13 protein-coding genes are annotated in these 18,173 nt (G+C 44.8%); 9 read left to right on the top strand and 4 right to left on the bottom strand.

Features of this window, described 5'->3' with window-relative positions; translation table 11 throughout:
- The first annotated feature begins 44 nt into the window (after window positions 1–44).
- The 3 genes from R3D00_20965 to R3D00_20955 all read left to right on the top strand — a co-directional run bounded on the left by R3D00_20965 (window position 45) and on the right by R3D00_20955 (window position 3,036).
- Complete coding sequence (locus tag R3D00_20965) at window positions 45–1,103, top strand: nucleoid-associated protein (protein MEZ4775665.1); 1,059 nt, start codon at window positions 45–47, stop codon at window positions 1,101–1,103.
- Between the two features lie 78 nt (window positions 1,104–1,181).
- On the top strand, window positions 1,182–1,352 hold the full coding sequence (locus R3D00_20960; protein MEZ4775664.1) for a hypothetical protein: 171 nt from the start codon (window positions 1,182–1,184) through the stop codon (window positions 1,350–1,352).
- A gap of 130 nt (window positions 1,353–1,482) precedes the next feature.
- Window positions 1,483–3,036: a M28 family peptidase gene (locus R3D00_20955; GenBank protein MEZ4775663.1), complete on the top strand. Its 1,554-nt coding sequence runs from the start codon at window positions 1,483–1,485 to the stop codon at window positions 3,034–3,036.
- Here the strand turns inward: R3D00_20955 and R3D00_20950 are convergent.
- Window positions 3,033–4,067 (bottom strand): hypothetical protein, encoded by a 1,035-nt coding sequence (locus R3D00_20950; protein MEZ4775662.1) that lies wholly within the window; start codon window positions 4,065–4,067, stop codon window positions 3,033–3,035. The genes R3D00_20955 and R3D00_20950 overlap by 4 nt on opposite strands.
- Window positions 4,068–4,200: 133 nt before the next feature.
- Between R3D00_20950 and R3D00_20945 the strand changes: the two genes are divergently transcribed.
- Window positions 4,201–5,112 carry a MerR family transcriptional regulator gene (locus R3D00_20945; protein ID MEZ4775661.1) on the top strand — a complete coding sequence of 304 codons (912 nt, stop codon included), beginning with the start codon at window positions 4,201–4,203 and terminating at the stop codon, window positions 5,110–5,112.
- 77 nt (window positions 5,113–5,189) lie between these two features.
- On the opposite strand, the gene R3D00_20940 is transcribed toward R3D00_20945, so the two are convergent.
- The 3 genes from R3D00_20940 to R3D00_20930 are packed head-to-tail and all read right to left on the bottom strand — an operon-like array spanning window position 5,190 to window position 11,401.
- On the bottom strand, window positions 5,190–6,224 hold the full coding sequence (locus tag R3D00_20940) for a SusE domain-containing protein (protein ID MEZ4775660.1): 1,035 nt from the start codon (window positions 6,222–6,224) through the stop codon (window positions 5,190–5,192).
- A gap of 29 nt (window positions 6,225–6,253) precedes the next feature.
- Window positions 6,254–8,449 (bottom strand): RagB/SusD family nutrient uptake outer membrane protein, encoded by a 2,196-nt coding sequence (locus R3D00_20935; GenBank protein ID MEZ4775659.1) that lies wholly within the window; start codon window positions 8,447–8,449, stop codon window positions 6,254–6,256.
- 18 nt (window positions 8,450–8,467) lie between these two features.
- Complete coding sequence (locus tag R3D00_20930; GenBank protein MEZ4775658.1) at window positions 8,468–11,401, bottom strand: SusC/RagA family TonB-linked outer membrane protein; 2,934 nt, start codon at window positions 11,399–11,401, stop codon at window positions 8,468–8,470.
- 304 nt (window positions 11,402–11,705) lie between these two features.
- Between R3D00_20930 and R3D00_20925 the strand changes: the two genes are divergently transcribed.
- From R3D00_20925 to R3D00_20905, 5 genes are all read left to right on the top strand, one after another.
- On the top strand, window positions 11,706–13,043 hold the full coding sequence (locus R3D00_20925) for an MFS transporter (protein ID MEZ4775657.1): 1,338 nt from the start codon (window positions 11,706–11,708) through the stop codon (window positions 13,041–13,043).
- Between the two features lie 169 nt (window positions 13,044–13,212).
- A complete protein-coding gene (locus R3D00_20920; protein MEZ4775656.1) occupies window positions 13,213–13,920 on the top strand; it encodes a hypothetical protein in 708 nt (235 codons plus the stop codon).
- 65 nt (window positions 13,921–13,985) lie between these two features.
- Entirely contained in the window at window positions 13,986–14,564 is a 579-nt protein-coding gene (locus R3D00_20915; GenBank protein MEZ4775655.1) for a hypothetical protein, read from the top strand.
- A gap of 176 nt (window positions 14,565–14,740) precedes the next feature.
- Entirely contained in the window at window positions 14,741–15,544 is an 804-nt protein-coding gene (locus tag R3D00_20910; protein ID MEZ4775654.1) for a hypothetical protein, read from the top strand.
- A complete protein-coding gene (locus R3D00_20905) occupies window positions 15,541–18,147 on the top strand; it encodes a leucine-rich repeat domain-containing protein (GenBank protein MEZ4775653.1) in 2,607 nt (868 codons plus the stop codon). Before R3D00_20910 ends, R3D00_20905 begins: the two co-directional genes overlap by 4 nt.
- Window positions 18,148–18,173: the final 26 nt, after the last annotated feature.

Here is an 18,173-nt window from a genome sequence, read left to right as displayed (position 1 = left end):
CCTGTATATTTGCGGCTTACATATTTTGATAAAACCGATTTTCTATGCTGAACCTTTCTCAGGCCAGACTGACCACCCTCGCCCTTCATAAAGTGGGTAATAAAGCCAAAAATGAAGGCGTAGTAGCCTCTCACGAATTATTCCCCTTCGATGAGGATATGGCACTGATCCTTAAAGACTATTTTCTCAACCCGTTTAAAACGGATGAGTTTTTTAAGTTTACCCATGCCACTGACCTGAATTTCAACGAGCTATTTATTTACTGCAACCGCATCTTTACGATGGGAAGGGAAGCTTTTCTCGACCAGTCTGTACATATTCTCAACCATTTATATGCCCAGTCGGGGCATCCGCATATCAAAAGCGGTGAGTTATATGTTGGGCTTTTCAGAGAGTGTGTGGTAGATGGGGTCGAACTGGAAGCTATCGGAATATTTAAGTCTGAGCATAAAGATCAGTTTTTGAAATTTGGGAGCGGAGAAGATCAAGAGGTTACGATGACGGTAGAATTGGGGGTTAACCTGCGTAAACTCGACAAGGGCTGCCTGATCTTTAATACATTCGCCGATGACGGTTATAGCGTGCTGATGATTGACAAAGGAAGTGAAGATGCGCAGTATTGGCGCGATGATTTTTTACATGTGATTCGTATTCAGGACAATCGCTATCAGACCGAACAATTTCTCAATCTTACCAAAGAATATTGCGAACACGTGATCGGAAAGGATAAAGACAAAAAGGATCAGGTGGTATTTTTGAATAAGTCCCTGAATTATTTTACCAAAAATAAGGAACTCGATATTGAAGACTTCAAGCTTACCGTATTCCCTACTTCAGAGGAGAGTCAGAAATTTGACGACTACAGACTCAACTTTGAGCAGGAGCAGGGGCTTCCACCCGCAGAAGAAGGATTTCCGATTTCAAAATACGGAGTCAGGGTAATGAAAAAACAATTTGCCAGTCTGATTCGACTTGATACAGAAATAGAAATACGCATGAATAACCGCAAAATAGAAGAAGTAGCCGACTTTATGGAGCGCGGATATGACGAACAAAGAAGAATGTATTTCTATAAAGTGTATTTCAATGAAGAACTTGAGTAATTTTCCAAAGAATAGGTTTGAGTTTCCAAAGAATATTTCTACTTTTGCACCCACTGTAAGAAAAACGAGCCACAGATCATGTCAAAGAAATTCACCATAAAGAAAAACAGACTTCGCACAAGAGCGAGAAAAAGAAAATTTAGTCTGAAAACCAACCCTGTTACCAGAGGTATTAAAGTTACCGTTGAGAAAATCAATGAGCCGGTTATTGCTTCTCTGGAAGCTAAAATCCGCGCAATCGCATCATAATTGAGTTGTTGCTCCCTATTATTCGGAGTAATATCTTTATATCACAGCGGGAATCTGGAGTATATCCGGATTCCCGCTTTATTTTTATGTCTGAATAAGTTGTATATTTTTAAGCTCAATCTTTCTGGCGATGAAAACGAATATACTGCTCCTGCTACTTTGCCTCACTTCCGGCCTTTTTGCACAAAATACCCCTCCGCAGATTCTCAATCTGCATGCATCGTTTAGTTATACAGACAATCAGCTTACTGTATCCTATGATCTCACAGACGCTGAAGGCGACAGTGTGGAGATTTTTTTTCGATTGTCAAATAACGCTGGCGACACCTACCTTGTCGATGTTTCGACAGCTGCAGGTGATGTGGGCTTTCCGGTTACTCCTGGTACAGGAAAGCAGATTATCTGGCATGCGCCTCAGCCAATCAGTACGGTGCTGGCACGCGTAAAACTCGTCGCCGACGACAGGGAAGAAATCGACATTCAGTCGATTGTAGATCAGGCCGACAGCCTTCGGCTCAAAAATGATCTTTCCTGGATCGAAGGCATTCGTCATTCTACTGCCGGTCTGGCTCACCTTCAGGCTGTAAAAGATTCGGTTGAAAACCGTTTTATCGCCGCAGGTCTCACTACCTACCGGCAACCTCTTACTTTTGGCAATTATACCCTCGAAAATATCATCGGCCTGCACCTGGGCCATGTGGATGACACAAAAACCTGGATCCTCGATGGCCATGTAGATGGTGTGTTTAACAGTCCCGCTGCTGACGACAATGGCTCTGCTGTCGCTGGCATGCTTGAAGCGGTTCGTTTAATGGCGCCATTATACTTTAAAAATAACCTTCGATTTATTGGTTTTGATCAGGAAGAACCCGGCACACTGGGAAGTCAATTGTATGTAAATCAGGGTATTCAGTCGTGGGAGACGATTCAGGGTGTCGTGAACCTGGAAATGATTGGTTATTTTGACCAGGCTCCCAATACTCAGGTTTTTCCTGCGGGTTTTAATCTGTTGTTTCCTACAGCTTATAACGAGGTGGTTGCCGACAGTTCACGGGGCAATTTTATTACCAATGTGGCCGATGGTAACAGTACTTTACTCAAACAAAAGTTTGACTCCTGTGCGGCAAAATATGTTCCTGATCTGCGTGTCATCACGCTCACTGCGCCCAACAACCCCGCGTTGGTTCCGGACTTGCTTCGCTCAGATCACGCATGGTTTTGGGCAACAGGAATTCCTGCACTCATGATCACCGATGGAGCCAATTTTCGGAACTTCAACTATCATACCTCTGGGGATTCGATTGGCACGCTGAATTTTACTTTTATGCTTCAGGTGGTCAAAGCTTCTATTGCTACGCTTATGGAACTGGCCGGGCCTATCCACGGAGATGTAGCTATCAGTGAAGTAGGAATTATGAATACCGGTATCAGAGACCTGGCTTCTCTCTGCAATATATTGGTCACAGAAACTGAATCAGGAATCAGGATAGAAACAGGAGATTGTGGAAAATATGAAATGACGGCTTCAATAGTCAATATCACCGGGCAATATATTGCGGAGATACAGACGCTTCCGGGGCAGCGAAATATCTATTTTCCTACCACCAGCTTTTCTCCGGGGATATATCTGCTGAAGCTTGAAAATCACGCAGGTGTTTATTCTGCCAAGATACTCATACGCTAGGCCGAACATTCATACGTGGCCATATCCATTATAAGCAGGTACCATTTTCCGTCAATAAGCCCCAGCAGAAACCCAAGATTTGCGTCTGTATCGATAATCTGTACGGAAACAAAACTTTCTATATCAGTGGCTTTGGCTATTTGAGCGTCGTCATAATTGCCCAGTTGTAACTCTCTGAGACTGCGCATCAGGCTGGAAATATCCTTATATCCGGAAACATTAGCCATAAAACACCCTTGTTTGGAAAAAAGATCCCCACAGTCGAAGTCAGGAAGTTTCGCTTCAACAGGCTGGGCGTCCAGTTCCGGTTTACCTTTTTTCATCCAGGGGGCGTACTGGTAAATGTCTGAAAGATTGTTGCAGAAGTACGGAACACTTACCGCTCCAGGCTGGGTAAGCAGGTAAAACCCTTTTTGAGGATGAATATAAGCTGTAGCTTTTTCGGGATTACCCGATCGAATTGCTCCGAGAATCGCCTTGGCAGCGTCCATTTGACTGGCGGATTGCCCTTCCCGGTTGAGGGTGTTGGCGGAAGGGTTCTCGATGGCTTCGTAGCCCGTAATTAAAAAGTCTTTATTAAAGGATACCCGATTGCTGAAAAGTTGTTCGACTTTTTCAGTTTTTCCGGCAGGGGTATAAGCAGAGACTCCGGAAAACTCAGCGATATATCCATCACCTGAAGGGATAATCTGGAGGCTTTTGTTGTTGAGGTAAATGGAGCGGTTGTCCATCGTTTTAAAGCCTGCCCTGACGCTGTTTGCTACTTTTTCGCGGGAAATATCTTCAGAGTTGAAAAATTTGTTAAGGGTAGGCGCAAAATATTTTGTTTCATCCAACTCTTCATTGGAAAGATCATTGTAATAAGCCAGCAGGATGCCGGTAATCTTCTCTTTAGGCGAGATGGCTGAAGGGGGAGTCTCAGTCGCGACTGGCGGATCTGGAATTTTATCCCCTGATTGTTGCGTATTTTTTTTGCAGCTAAAAAATGCAAAAACAGGGAGGAGGATAAATATGGCAGGGATTTTATACATATCAACAGATATTTCTCGAAGGTACCGATTCATTAATGATTAGACAAATTTTGAGAAATCAGAACATTCTTATTAATTGATGGTTATTACCTCTTTAAACAGTTAAACGGATTTTTTGTAAGAAAAATAAATTTTGGGTAACTATTCTATCAAAGACCTGGAGCAGCTATCGGGGATTAAGGCACACACCCTGAGGATATGGGAGCAGCGGTATGGTATTCTGGAACCTAAACGGACGAATACAAACATCCGATACTATGACGACGAGGATCTGAAACTGATCCTGAATGTTTCATATCTAAACCGCAATGGGCTAAAAATATCTAAAATTGCTTCACTTACGGCTGCCGAGATTCATAGCAGGGTAAAAAGTGTCTCTGATACCAGTCCGGAATTTCCAAATCAGATTGACGCGCTTACGATTGCGATGGTGAATCTGGAGGAAGATCGCTTTGATAAAATTATATCAACGAATACACTGAAGTATGGTTTCGAGCAAACCATGCTGAATATCGTTTATCCCTTTCTGGGCAGGATTGGAATACTTTGGCAAACAGGGAGCATTCATCCAGCGCATGAGCATTTTATCTCCAACCTGATTCGTCAGAAGATGATTGTCGCGATTGATGGTCAGGTAAATCGCCCTTCAGCTACCCCGGCGAAAAAATATGCATTGTTCCTTCCTGATGGAGAATTGCATGAAATGAGCCTGCTCTTTTCGGCTTATATCATCAAATCCCGCGGTCATAAAGTAATTTATCTGGGGCAGAGCCTGCCTTTGGAAGACCTGGATTTGATTTGTGAAAAGTATAACCCCGATTATTTATTATCGGTCATTACAACGGCTCCAGCCAACGAACATGTGGTGACTTTTGCCCGGGATCTCAGAAGGCGCTACCCCAGTACAGGACTTCTTTTGGCGGGTTTTCAGGCCATGAGTAGAAAAAACGAAATGCCCAGGGATGTTACCGTTATGGAATCACTGCACGATCTGATCGGATTCGTAGAAAAGAGTGGGAAGTCTTTTGAAGCTAAAACTGCCTGATAGAAGTGTTTTTACTATTATAAAAGAAAGAGCGATCCATATGGACCGCTCTTTTCATATAAAACTAACTACTACTACTAGTTCTTTTTCACATTATAGGTATAGTCGGCGGCGTTGATGATCAATTCAACCGTATAGTTGCCGTCTTCTGTGATAGCTATATTGGTTCCGTCGTATTCGAGGGATTTATTAGCATCATTGTCGCCCAGATTGATCGCCCAGTCATCGTTGGCTCTGAACTTGATCTCTCCAACTACAAGGTCAAGAGTAATGCTCATGATGCCTGTCGTCGGATCAACGGTCAGATTCTGGTCTGAATCCCAACCCCCGGGGGTAGCAGAACCGATCAATCCCCAGTCCGTTTTCACATAAGTATGTGTCAGGGCATTGAGATTGACATTCAGCCGATAGTAACCGTTTTCAACGGCCTTGATATTGTCTCCACCCGGATCCAACGTGCCGTCTGCGCCAGTATCGCCCCAGTTGACATCCCAGCTTGGGCCATCAGTGTATTTGAACTCAACGTTGGGGTCAGCGAAATAAATGTAACCTTCGAAGTTACCGTTGCTTTTTCTGTCGTAAATGACCGTGTTTTCCTTTGCAGGATCCCAACCCTGATAAGCACCCGGTACCTGTAATTTGCGGTACACAATATTCGCCTTATAAGGTGTAACGTTGATCGGAACAGTCGCAGAATATACCGGTGAAACATCAGGATTAACCGTGGCGACTACGCGTACGTCCATCGCCGAAGCAACGCCATCGGGACGGCTTTTTGCCAGCATGATTCCATTAAGTTTACCTACGGTGAGGTCCTCCATGGAAAGTCCGTTGACTACGGCAAGGGTAACAGCATCAGCAAAGCTGTTGCCAGCTACATCTATCTCTACAGTATAGGTTACAGCGGCTGAAAATCCGAAGTCCGCAGCTGTCCACGCAAAGGTTGGCAGAAGATCGTCGGCCTTATCCTCCGTAAGAACAAAGCTGGCGTCTCCGGTCGGGCTGGTGATCGAAGGTGCGTCACCGATCTGAAGAATCGGATTCAACTCTTTCTCCACACAGGATACAGCAATCAGAGCTGTAGCGAGAAGGATGAAATATTTTTTAATCATGACAATTATTCTTTTGTTAAAACCTGGGCTTAGTAGCCTTTATTTTGTTGTAGGTTGGGGTTGGCCGTAATGTCAGATGCCGGGATCGGATATACATCGTAATCCTCAGAAACTGATTTCCCTTCCGGAATTCCGCCCTTCCATGGCCACAGGTAGGTGGAATTGCTGAATTGGCTAAAACGAATGAGGTCAGTTCTTCTGTGGCATTCCCATACCAGCTCTCTTGCTCGCTCATCAAGGATAAACGGGAGGTCGAGTTCTGATTCAGTGATATTGCCGGAAGGGCCGTCATAAGCTCTTTCTCTGATTTCGTTTACTCTTGCCAGGGCCTCTGCTTTACTTGCACCGCCTCCGCCTCTGAGGATAGCCTCTGCATACATGAGGTATACATCCGCCAGTCGGAACATGGGGAAGTCTGTATCTACAAAAGTAGGATCAGAACCCGGTGTGCCGGAAGAAGTTACATTTTTGAATTTTGTGATTGCATATCCCTGGGTAAACTGGGAAATATCCTCAATCTCCTTGGATTGACCATCTGTGTAGAACATTGCCCTGCGGTCAAAGCTGGTAAGTTCGATAGAGTAGGTGTAGTCCGGCTTGTCGAGATACAATTTGATCAGATAAGTACCTGCCGAAGGAATGGCAATATTTGCACCATTTGCTTCCAGAATAGCATTCGCACCGTCATCTCCATAGTTGAGTCCCCAGTCGTCATTGGCACGGAATTTCATTTCTCCGGTAACCAAATCTGCCGTAATTACCATCGCGCCTTCGGTTGGATTATAGGTCATATTCTGATCAGAATCCCAGCCTCCCGGCGTTGCAGAGCCAATGACTCCCCATTCGGTTTTTGCCAGTGTATAAGTAAGTGCATTTATATCTACATTTATTTTGTAGAGACCTGCATCTGCAACTGCGACATTGCTGCCTCCCTGATCGAGTGTTCCGTCTGCACCGTTATCGCCATAGTCTAAATCCCAATTGGGACCAGGGGTAAATTTGAACTCGGTTCCGGCATCAAACCAGATATAACCTTCATACTTGTTATCACTTGCAGGAGAAGTCAGTACATTCGCTGTGGCAGGATCCCATCCCTGATATCCTCCGGGAACATAGAGTACAGGATAGCTGGCGGTATTACCATCATTGGGCGCAACTACTACACTACCGGTACCTACAGCCGGGAATTTATCAACAATCGCACTGGTCGTACGAATGCCCCCCCAGCCACCATCGATACCAAATTCGACAGGACTCATTCCCCCTCCTACGGCTGCATGCACCAGGAAAGTCATTCCTCCCCAGGTTTTGCTGCGGGTTCCGTCGAAGTTGATCGCAAAAATAATCTCATCGGACTGGTCATTGTCTGCCAGAAAGAGGTTTTCATACTTTGCATCCAGGGTGTACCCGGCGTCGATGACTTTTTTGGAATAAGTAACACACTCGGTGTATTTGTTCTGACCGGTATAAACTTCTGCGTTGAGGTAAAGCTTGGCAAGCAATGTCCATGCTGCTGCCTGATCTGCGCGACCATATTCATTCTGCTTTGGGGCAGCCATTTGTGATTCGATCTCGAGCAGTTCGCTTTCAATAAAGGTAAACAGATCCCCTTTCTGGATTTGCTCAGGGAAAAAAGAGCCCACAGCATCTTCTTCCGTTACAAAAGGTACATTTCTGAAAAGATCCAGCGCGTGCCAGTAGCTAAGTGCGCGCAGAAAACGCGCTTCTGTGCGGTATTCTGCTACGTCTGCCCGGGTTCCTGCATCCACATTGCGGCTGTCGAGCTTTGCATCAGTAGTTTCTCTCAGATATTCATTCACCAGAGAGATCTGATAAAAAATCCGGTTGTACATGGCCGTGATAAATTCATTACTCGCATTCCAGTCCTGCTGGTGAAAGTCGTGAATGTTCCCGTCATTCCATGCAATAACTGCTTCGTCTGTAGGAAGCTCCTGGGCTTTCCAGTACTGGCGAAGGTAAGTGGAGAAACCTTCATCAATACCACTGATATCGGGCTGGCCGGAAGGACCTTCCTGACCGCTGAGTGCATAACCCGCATATAATTTGGCCAGTACCTGGCGGTATGCAGCCGGGTTGTCATATACCACGGCGGAAGTAACTTCGTCCGGATCCAGTGGGATGACATTCAAATCCTTAAAGCAGGAAGTCATAAATACAGACGTTCCCAGCGTTATGATTATGAGATATTTAAAAGATAATTTCATTTCTGTTTTAATTTTTGATTAAAAACCTGCATTCAGACCCAACATGAACGTTCTGGAACGGGGATAGATATTGCTATCAATACCGTTAAATACCTCCGGATCGATTCCCTGATACTGAGTAAACAAAACAGGGTTCTGTACAGTTGCGGAAAGTTTTGCATACCCTTTTCCTCCAAAAAGATTGAGGAAGCTATACCCCAGCGTAATGTTGTCCAGTCTCAGGAATGATGCATCCTGGATAAAATGGTCGCTGAAGTATTGTGGTACGGTAAAGTCGATGGCGGTAATGTCTGAATGGGCATTGTTGATGATACCGGTGCTGTTGTACAGGCGGTTGTAAAAGGCCTGATCAGACAAAACGTTGTTGTACACATAGTTTCCAACACTGGCTCTTCCTGCAAATGAAAAATAGACGTTTTTATAGTTCAGCAGGGAAGTAAAGCCGAAGAATGCATCAGGTGCGGGTTTTTGGAAACGATAGCGGTCATCCAGGGTGATTTGTCCATCGCCATTCCGGTCTACATACAATCCTTCGATAGGCACTCCGGCTTCGTCATATACCTGTTCCCATACATAATAGGAATTGGCAGGATAACCTACGCTGTGGATCTGGATGGTATTACCTACACCACCGCTGATTCCGCCTACCAATACACCCGGATAGTTTGGATCCTCGGAAGCAGTCAGACGGGTGATTTTGTTTTTATTGGCAGTTACGTTAAAGCCCAGTTCCCATGTAAAGTCATCTTTCTGGACAGGAACTGCATTGATCGAAAACTCAACCCCGTTGTTTTCCAGATCACCGACATTGGTAGTGATGAAGTTGGTCAGGTTGGTTCCGGCAGGTACGGGAATGAAGTTCAGCAGGTCAGTGGTGGTTCTGCGGTAATATTCAATCGATCCGTAGATGCGGTTTTTCAAAAATCCGTAGTCGAGGGCAAAGTTATAGGTCGTGGTTTCTTCCCATTTGATATTGGCATCATAGCCATTGGGGCGAAGGGTATTGATGAAGGTATTGCCAAACTGATACTGGGCGTTGTTTAAGCTGTTCTGATAGCGAGCCAGATAAGGATAGTAATCGTCGCCAATATCCTGTTGACCGGTAATACCATAGCCCAGACGGAGTTTCAAACGAGAAAATTTAGCCTCTCCATTGTCCATGATTTTCCATGCGAAAGCAGCAGCAGGAAACATACCCCAGCGGTTATCTTCAGAAAAACGCGAAGTACCATCTCTTCTCAATGTGAAGGTGAAGAGGAATTTATCCATCAGCGTATAGTTCACACGGCTAAACAGCGAAACGAGGTAGTACTCTTTCGGGAAGGTATTGGCAGGTTGCAGAACTTTCGATCCATCTGCGCTGGTCGAGAAATTGTAGTTATCCCTGTAAAAATGCTGCCAGGAATATCCACCCATTACGTCGAGGTTCGAGGAGCCAAACTTCTTCGTATAGTTGAGATAAAATTCCAGCAATTCATTGTTTTTTTCCTGCCAGTATTCCTGCTTCCGGCCTCCATCTACAAAAGCAAAAGCTGCATTTGCCGGAACATCTACGGTCCCTTCGCCTCTGGAGTGGTCATAACCGAGGTTAAGATTGGCTCTCAGATCAGGCAAAAACCAAAACCGGTAGTCGATGGTTGCATTGGCGATGTAGCGGGTTACATTAGAACGGTCATCTCTCATTTCGAGCAATGCCACGGGGTTTGCGGGTGCCAGGGTATTAGGGTTGCCATTGGCCTGTGTCCAGGTATAAAAACCTCCATACGCACTGTTGTCATCTCTGACCGGTTTGGTCGGATCAAAACTTACTGCCGAACCTATCGCTCCCTGATTGGCAAACTGATCTCTGGAGAACATGCTCTTCAGCCCAATGTTCACCTGGAGTGTGTTATTGAGGAATTTGGGGTTTACGTTGAGCGCAGCAGTAGTACGTCCAAAATGGTCTGTTTTCAGAATGCCTTGTTTGTCTGTATATCCCAGAGAAACACGGTATGGTACAGAACCAACTCCTCCGGAAACGCTCACATTGTGATCGTGAAAGGTCGCTGTCTGGAAAATTTCTGACTGCCAGTCGGTGCTTGCTGTACCCAGAAGTGCACGAGCCGGGTGTCCGTCAGGATAACGGGTATTGATCAGGTCTCTGTATTCATCTGCGGTCAGTACATCAATTTCATTGATGCGGTTGCTGAGGGAGATGCTTCCGTTGTAGTTCACACTTACCTTTTTGCCAAGCTTACCTTTTTTGGTAGTGATCAGAATGACACCATTCGAAGCCCGCGAACCATAGATGGCGGTTGCCGAAGCGTCTTTCAGTACAGTGAAAGTTTCAATATCGTTGGGGTTGACAATATTCAGCGGGTTTCTGGAACCAGAAATACCGTCATTGGCAACCGGTACCCCGTCAATAACGATGAGCGGGTCGTTGGTAGCACTGAGTGAAGATCCACCGCGGATACGGATTGTAGAGCCTCCTCCCGGGTCACCACCGGTTGTGATCTGCACACCGGCAACTTTACCTGCAAGCAGTTCCTGGGGAGAGGTAATGTTACCTTTGTTGAAGTACTCAGATTTGATCGCCTGAACAGATCCGGTGGCATCGTCCTTTTTTACCGAACCATAACCAATAATCACAACCTCGTCGGTGGTGATGGCTTCAGAGACCATGCTGATGATAAGAATATCGTCGGCATCTGCGGAAAGCTCCTGTGGGATATATCCCAGATAAGTGATGCGGAGTTTTTGTGCTCCATCAGGGACCGTCAGACGGAAACTTCCGTCCTGACCAGTAAAGGCTCCGGTAGTAGTTCCTACTACCAAAACACTCGCACCAGCCAATGGTTCACCTGTCGCCGAATCCGTAACTTTTCCTGTCAGGGTTTTTTGCCCCAACACAAAACCCGGAAGCAGGACTAAGGCAAATACCAGTTGAATTACGTGGATTAGTTTAGTCATACGAAGTAGTAATTTAGTTGATAAGAGAATAATGCATAAAACTCGTGTATTTGTGAGAATATGAGGAGAATTTTCAGCTAAAAAAATGATAGGATTACCTGCATGGTGAGTAGCGTGATTTTTTTTAAGACCTGAAATTAACAGGTCTTTATCCCTGCTTCGCACCAGCGGATAAATTGGAACTTTATTTCTTGCTTAAAACGTACCATTGGATCAATTGGCACCCTGATACATTTTCGTGAACCCCATTTTATGCTTATGTTCACGTAGAATTTTTTTAATCTGGACTTACTACTACCTATCAATGGAAAAACCACGTCTTACTTTCTGGCAGATCTGGAATATGAGCTTTGGCTTCATGGGCATTCAGATCGGTTTTGGACTTCAGAACGCCAACGCCAGCCGTATCCTTCAATCCTTTGGTGCTGATGTTGAGCATCTCTCCTGGTTTTGGCTTGTTGCGCCCATAACCGGGATGATTGTTCAACCCATTATCGGGCATTATAGTGACCGTACATGGAACCGTATGGGAAGGCGAAAACCCTATTTCCTGACCGGCGCTGTACTGGCTTCGCTCGCCCTTGTTTTCCTTCCAAACAGCGGTGCATTGACTGCGGTCATCCCTGCGTTATATGTGGGTGCGGGTATGCTGATGATGATGGACGCCTCTATTAATGTCGCAATGGAGCCTTTTCGTGCACTCGTTGCAGATATGCTCCCTTCTGACCAGCGCACATTGGGTTTTTCTGTTCAGACCTGCCTGATTGGGCTTGGTGCGGTGATCGGTTCCTGGCTTCCCAATATCCTGGGGGACTGGATGGGACTTGGCCAATCGCGGGATGATTTTGGCAATTATGGCTACCTGTTTCTGGCCTTTTATGTAGGTGCAGCTTTTTTTATTACCTCTATTCTCTGGACCATTTTTACTACCAAAGAATATCCCCCCGAAGAATATAAAAAATACCACCCCGTAGAAGAAGAGCCTGCCGTCGTCCGTTCCGGTTTTGGCGAAATAGTCAATGACTTTATTCATATGCCCAAAACGATGCGGCAACTGGGGCTGGTTCAGTTTTTTTCCTGGTTTGCGCTGTTTTCCATGTGGGTTTTTATGACGTCAGCTATTGCAACCCATGTGTATGGGCTTGATGCAAACGATACTCAGTCTCCCCAGTTTCAGGAAGCCGGGCAAAATGTAGGTTTTCTCTTTGGGATCTATAACCTGGTTTCTACCGTTATTGCCCTGCTACTCCCTGCCATCGCACTTAAACTGGGGCGAAAACGCACACACGCGGTCGGGCTCACCGCCGGTGGCCTTGGGCTGATTTCTCTGTTTTTTATTAAAGACCCTGACCTGATGATTTTTAGTATGGTAGGTATCGGGATTGCCTGGGCAAGTATCCTGGCAATGCCTTATGCGATTCTTGCAGGATCTATTCCGGGAGGAAAAATGGGTATATATATGGGAATATTTAATTTCTTTATTACCGGCCCTCAGATTCTGAATGGAATCATCGGGGGACCCATGGTGAAGTATGTCTATAATTCCCACCCTATTTACGCGATCGTTACAGCCGGGGTCTTTCTGCTGATGGGTGCTGTCGCCGTTTTGTTTGTAGATGATGTGGATGAAAAACCGGTTTGAGGAAAAAGGATGAAACAGACAAAAAAACCCTTTTATTTCCTGAACAGGCAACCCTTTTCCCTTTTGTGGTTCTGGAAAAAAATATAATTTTATGGGTGTTTTTCCTGATTTGGTTTACATTAAAACAGGAACTATATTATTAGGCAGGATCACTAAATAAACCTAGATTATGTATTGGAATAACCCTCATTTAGCTTGGGGAAAGACAAATCAGACCCCTGGTCGTATTCCGACCGTGTTGCGCAGCACAGGACTGTTGATGTTAGCATTATTTCTGTTGCTGGGCGGCCCAGTCGGGTGTAAATCGAAGAAAAAAATCACTGAAACTGATAATCAGGAATCTTCCATGGCCGCCGCTAATGCCCAGTTGGCAAAAGCAAAAGCAGCTCTCCAGGCCATCCTCGACGCCAGATACACAAGTTTGGCTCAGGTAGATGCCGCGGAAAAAGAGCTGGCAGCTATTAAAGCTATGGGAATTACCGATCCGACCGTCGTTGCGATGATCCGTCAGGCAGAGGATAAACTCGCAGCTGAACGGGCAAGGCTTCTGGCACTGGAAAAAGAGCAAAAAGAAAAGGATGCAGCAAATGCTTTCACGGCGAGTCTTAACGGTTATTTTAACGATGTCGCCAATGCTTCCAGTCTGAATATCGCCAATATGAAAATCGATCAGGCAATGGAATTGTTTTCTTCTGATGACGTTCCTGTATTAGTTATCATCGTTCAGGAAAATGGGCAGAATGACTATGACCGCCCCACCACAATCCGCAAATATCTGAACTATCTCAAGGATCAGAAGAAAAATCCTAACGAAGTGGAAAACGTGGTCTTTGATGCCCAGGGTAAAATCAAAGAACTTCACCTGATCAAAAAATGACCCAGCGCCGAATCACTATCCACCGAGATTTTCCTATTCAGAAACCAGAATAATGCCTTTTTCTCATGATAAAAAGTTATAAATATTTCCTGTTGGCCTTCTTCGGAATCGCCTTTACCTTGCCATTGTTTGCTCAGGATGAAATCAGCCCTGAAAGAAAACGCGCAATTGACTCCCTGGCAATTGAAAAAGTACGGGATCTGAGCCGCTATATTTCTATCATTGGAAATAAAGAAACCCCTTTTTCCGAAGGAAACCGGGTGATCGACCGTGCTGTAGAACTATTCGCTGAAGGTAGTGAAATCGGCGTTTCTTCTCTTTACCGGGATGAAATTCAGAATTTTGAGGTCAGACGGTATTTTGAAAGACTGATGGCTCTCAATTATGATCATGTCACCGTGAACTGGTACAATATTCAATACATTAGCGACCTCGAACTACAACCCGATGGTACCTATGTAGGGGTGATTACCATTTATCAGCGGTTTGAAGGAACTACCGATGACGGACTCACTTATAAGGATATTACCAAAAAAGACATTACCGTCTATGTTAAGCGGAAATCTACACAAATCAGTGGCCGTCTCATTGAATTCTGGGATGTGCTTCTGGGCGATATCCGCGTTACCGAGACATTGCCCTAGTTCGTGGGCCTGCGGACTTTTAATGAAATAACCACATGTAAGGGGAGCAGGATATCTTCCTGTTCCCCTTTTGCGTATGAAATCAGTGTATTGCAACCTTCCGGTATTTGTCATTCAACTTCTTAATTCTGACCCATTTGTTGACCTCCAAAGGATTTTTCTCGCAACTGCTCCTGATGTTTCTCCTTCTGTGGTTATGTCCTTTTCTCCTTTACGCACAAATCGTAAAGGAATATCTCGGCGACGAAAGTGTAATGTATGCCGAAACCAAACAGGTTAATCAATTTTTTCGTCGGTTTAATTGTGAAGAAGGACTCGATGGCAATCGGTTTTATCCCGGCGATAGTTTATATCACAACCCTAAACTTCGCCGTGATTATCTCGACGTTCTGTTTGATGAGCAAAATACTTCGATCACTCCTTCCATGAAGGCGCGGTTTATCAATGCTGTCAAAAATAAATATCTCAACTTCCACGGTGGAGACTGGTTTGCAGAAGTGAATACTATCTTTTATTATAATGGACAGGAAATGCCCGTCACGCTTTTCCTGCAACTGGAGGAAGCAGAAGTAGGCTCCAAATGGGTATTTACCAATGTGTATTTTGAGCCCTTTAGCCGCGTATTTGAACCTCGGAGAGAATCCGGTACTGCACCGCCGTTTATTCATCCTCTGAGTCATGAACTCGATTTTATGAACCTTATTAAGATATTCAGGAAGGATGAAAATGTAGAAAAATATGCGCTAAAAGGGTATGCCCCCGATTACCTTACGCTTTTTCTATATGAACTAAAGCGGGGCAACCTTACGTTTAAAACTGTTAAAAAGGTGAAGTTTCACTTTTTTCAGATTGATGGCTGGTATTTTGAATTAGCTGAGTTTATGCGTTCCGGGTTTAATCGTGGTTGGCTGATCTCTCAAATGACCGAAGTCCCACCCGGCAAAAAAGATATTTTACTAAAATACATCTATCATCAATGACAAGGATTCTGCACTTGCTTTTGGTTGTCTCTCTGGGGTTGGGTGTCGCACCCACACTTCATGCTCAAGTTTCCTCACCTGATACAACTACTATAGCTGAATATAAGCAACAGGTTAGGCAACTGATTTCCTTTCTTCAATTCACTTTTAATGCTATTGGAGACTCCTCGGCCTCTGCCCGTGAAAAAGAGATTATTATTAGTCAAAGTTATCTGAAGATCTTTCGCGATCCTGAAGTCCAGATCGAAGATGACCTTGCCGAATACCGGTCGACGGTTACCAATAAAGATATTCAGGCTTATTTAAAGGATATTGATTTTTTCTTTAAATACGTCTCCTTTGAATTTCTCATCACCGAAGTAAGCCACGAGATTAATGATGCAGGTGAACTGTATTTTCAGGTTAATATGGACCGTGTACTCAGAGGGGTGACTTTTGATGGTGATAGTGTCTATCATGTTCAGCCTCGTATCGTGGAAATAAACCTCGACCCGGAGTCGAGGGTGTTGAAGATTGCCAGCATTTATACAACCCGGCTGTCAGAAGAAGAAGACCTTGCCAATTGGTGGAACCAACTGTCCTTTGACTGGCGGGCAGTTTTTGCTAAAGATGTATCAGTGACAGACTCATTGTCTATGGCAGAGATTCTGACTATGAGTGATACGGCTCAAATTGGGGATACGCTGATCGGACCTTCAGGCTTGCCTGTCATTATCCAGTCTGATCTGTTGTTTGCAGACTTGCGAAGAATTATGCGTCTGGAAAAGATAGACTTATCTTATAATCCTTCTATCACTGACCTGGAACCGCTCAATAAGCTGACCCGGTTAAAAGAAGTGAATATTTCCGGTACTACCATCCATGATCTTACGCCTTTGCGCAATCTCACCAGGCTTGAGGTGCTGAAATGTGAGAATACTCTGGTAATGGATTTCTCCCCAATGAGATATGCGGTAAGCCTTCGGGAAATTCTGGCTGGTAATACCCGTCTCATGGATCTTGGTCCAATGGCATACTTCTCTCAGCTTACCCGCCTGGATATTCAACTTACTCAGGTGGAAAATCTTCAGCCCCTGGCAAATCTGACCAATCTGAGAGCGTTATACTTTCAGAAAACTAATGTTTCAACTCTTCAGCCACTGGCAAAACTACAGGCATTGGAGATCGTGGATTGTTCGGAAACAAGGATTTCAGACCTAGAGCCTTTAAGAGGGAAAAGTAATCTGCATACGCTTTTCCTTGAAAATACTACCGTATATGATCTCTCCCCGCTTTCTGATGCAACCTCATTGCGGTTAATATTTGCTGATTATACTCGTCTGTCTTCACTCGAACCATTAAATAAGCTTACCGGATTGCGCAAAATTTATTGCGACCAAACGGCTGTTTCCAGAGAATCGGCCAACCGCTTTATGCGCAACCACCCGGGGAGCCTGGTAATTTACGCTTCTGCAACCCTTCACGAATGGTGGGATAAGCTTCCCAATGACTGGAAAAATGTTTTTGCAGCGAGTGTTGATTTGAATGAAGTCCCGGATCGCGAACAATTGCATCAGGTCGCAGGTATCAGTCGGATTGATATTAACTCACATCCTACGATAAAAAACCTTGAGCCGCTCAGCATGCTTACCAACCTGGTAGAGCTACACTGTGCCTATGTACCCATAGAAAGTCTTGATCCGATCGCCGATCTCGTTCAGTTAAAAATTCTTGACTGTAGCTATACGCTTATACATGATATAGCCCCTCTGCGGTATCTCAACCAACTTACCGACCTGAACTGCGCGCATACGGCCATCGACTCCCTCAATGATCTGAAAGAACTGACAAACCTCGAATTGCTGGATGTGGAAAAGACCCATGTGCAGGACTTAATGCCATTGGATGATCTTGTAAAACTTCGGGAAATATACTGCGACTCGACTAAGGTGCTGATAGGAGAAGTGCGGCGCTTCCTAAGCCACAGAGGAGACTGCCTGGTAATATTTGAATCTGAAAAACTCGAATCGTGGTGGGAAAACCTTTCAGATGAGTGGCAACGCGTGATCCGAAATCATATCAGACTCGACCAAACTCCTGACCGGGAACAACTCCACCAGATTATTTCATTGGAAGGGCTCTCGATTGTCGATAATCAACAGATCACAGATCTTGTACCATTATCAGAGTTTTTGCGTCTCAGCCAGTTGAAACTCACCAATACGGCTGTTACCAGTCTGGACCCCATCGCAAATTTGACTTCTCTCAAAGTCATAGACTGTTCGCTCAATCCGATTCAAAGCTTGTCTCCTTTGTCAGAACTGAAAAACCTCACCTATCTGGATGTAGAAAATACCCCCATCACTACCCTGGCACCACTGGCTTTGCTGATAAAACTGGAAGAACTTGTTTGTGCGGGTACCCAAATCAAGGATTTAAAGGCATTGTCATCCTTATATAACCTGAAAAGATTGGACTGCTCCAATACCGATATCCGTAAACTCAATGAGCTGGAAGCCCTGGCTGGATTGACCGTAGTCAAATGTTTTAATACACGACTCAATGAACGGAAGGTGGCGGATTTTAAGGAAACCAACCAGAATTGTGAGGTGATATTCTATTAATGAAAAAAATGCGAAGGGTTGTTCGC

The sequence above is a fragment of the Bacteroidia bacterium genome (assembly GCA_041391665.1).
Lineage (GTDB): Bacteria > Bacteroidota > Bacteroidia > J057 > J057 > JAGQVA01.
This window is presented reverse-complemented; position numbering and strand designations above follow the sequence as displayed.

What these genes read in the sequence shown, in the direction of transcription:
- R3D00_20965 (MEZ4775665.1), top strand. Translation starts at nt 45, where the DNA reads ATGCTGAACCTTTCTCAGGCCAGACTGACCACCCTCGCCCTTCATAAA.
- R3D00_20960 (MEZ4775664.1), top strand. Translation starts at nt 1,182, where the DNA reads ATGTCAAAGAAATTCACCATAAAGAAAAACAGACTTCGCACAAGAGCG.
- R3D00_20955 (MEZ4775663.1), top strand. Translation starts at nt 1,483, where the DNA reads ATGAAAACGAATATACTGCTCCTGCTACTTTGCCTCACTTCCGGCCTT.
- R3D00_20950 (MEZ4775662.1), bottom strand. Translation starts at nt 4,067, where the DNA reads ATGTATAAAATCCCTGCCATATTTATCCTCCTCCCTGTTTTTGCATTT.
- R3D00_20940 (MEZ4775660.1), bottom strand. Translation starts at nt 6,224, where the DNA reads ATGATTAAAAAATATTTCATCCTTCTCGCTACAGCTCTGATTGCTGTA.
- R3D00_20935 (MEZ4775659.1), bottom strand. Translation starts at nt 8,449, where the DNA reads ATGAAATTATCTTTTAAATATCTCATAATCATAACGCTGGGAACGTCT.
- R3D00_20930 (MEZ4775658.1), bottom strand. Translation starts at nt 11,401, where the DNA reads ATGACTAAACTAATCCACGTAATTCAACTGGTATTTGCCTTAGTCCTG.
- R3D00_20925 (MEZ4775657.1), top strand. Translation starts at nt 11,706, where the DNA reads ATGGAAAAACCACGTCTTACTTTCTGGCAGATCTGGAATATGAGCTTT.
- R3D00_20920 (MEZ4775656.1), top strand. Translation starts at nt 13,213, where the DNA reads ATGTATTGGAATAACCCTCATTTAGCTTGGGGAAAGACAAATCAGACC.
- R3D00_20915 (MEZ4775655.1), top strand. Translation starts at nt 13,986, where the DNA reads ATGATAAAAAGTTATAAATATTTCCTGTTGGCCTTCTTCGGAATCGCC.
- R3D00_20910 (MEZ4775654.1), top strand. Translation starts at nt 14,741, where the DNA reads ATGTTTCTCCTTCTGTGGTTATGTCCTTTTCTCCTTTACGCACAAATC.
- R3D00_20905 (MEZ4775653.1), top strand. Translation starts at nt 15,541, where the DNA reads ATGACAAGGATTCTGCACTTGCTTTTGGTTGTCTCTCTGGGGTTGGGT.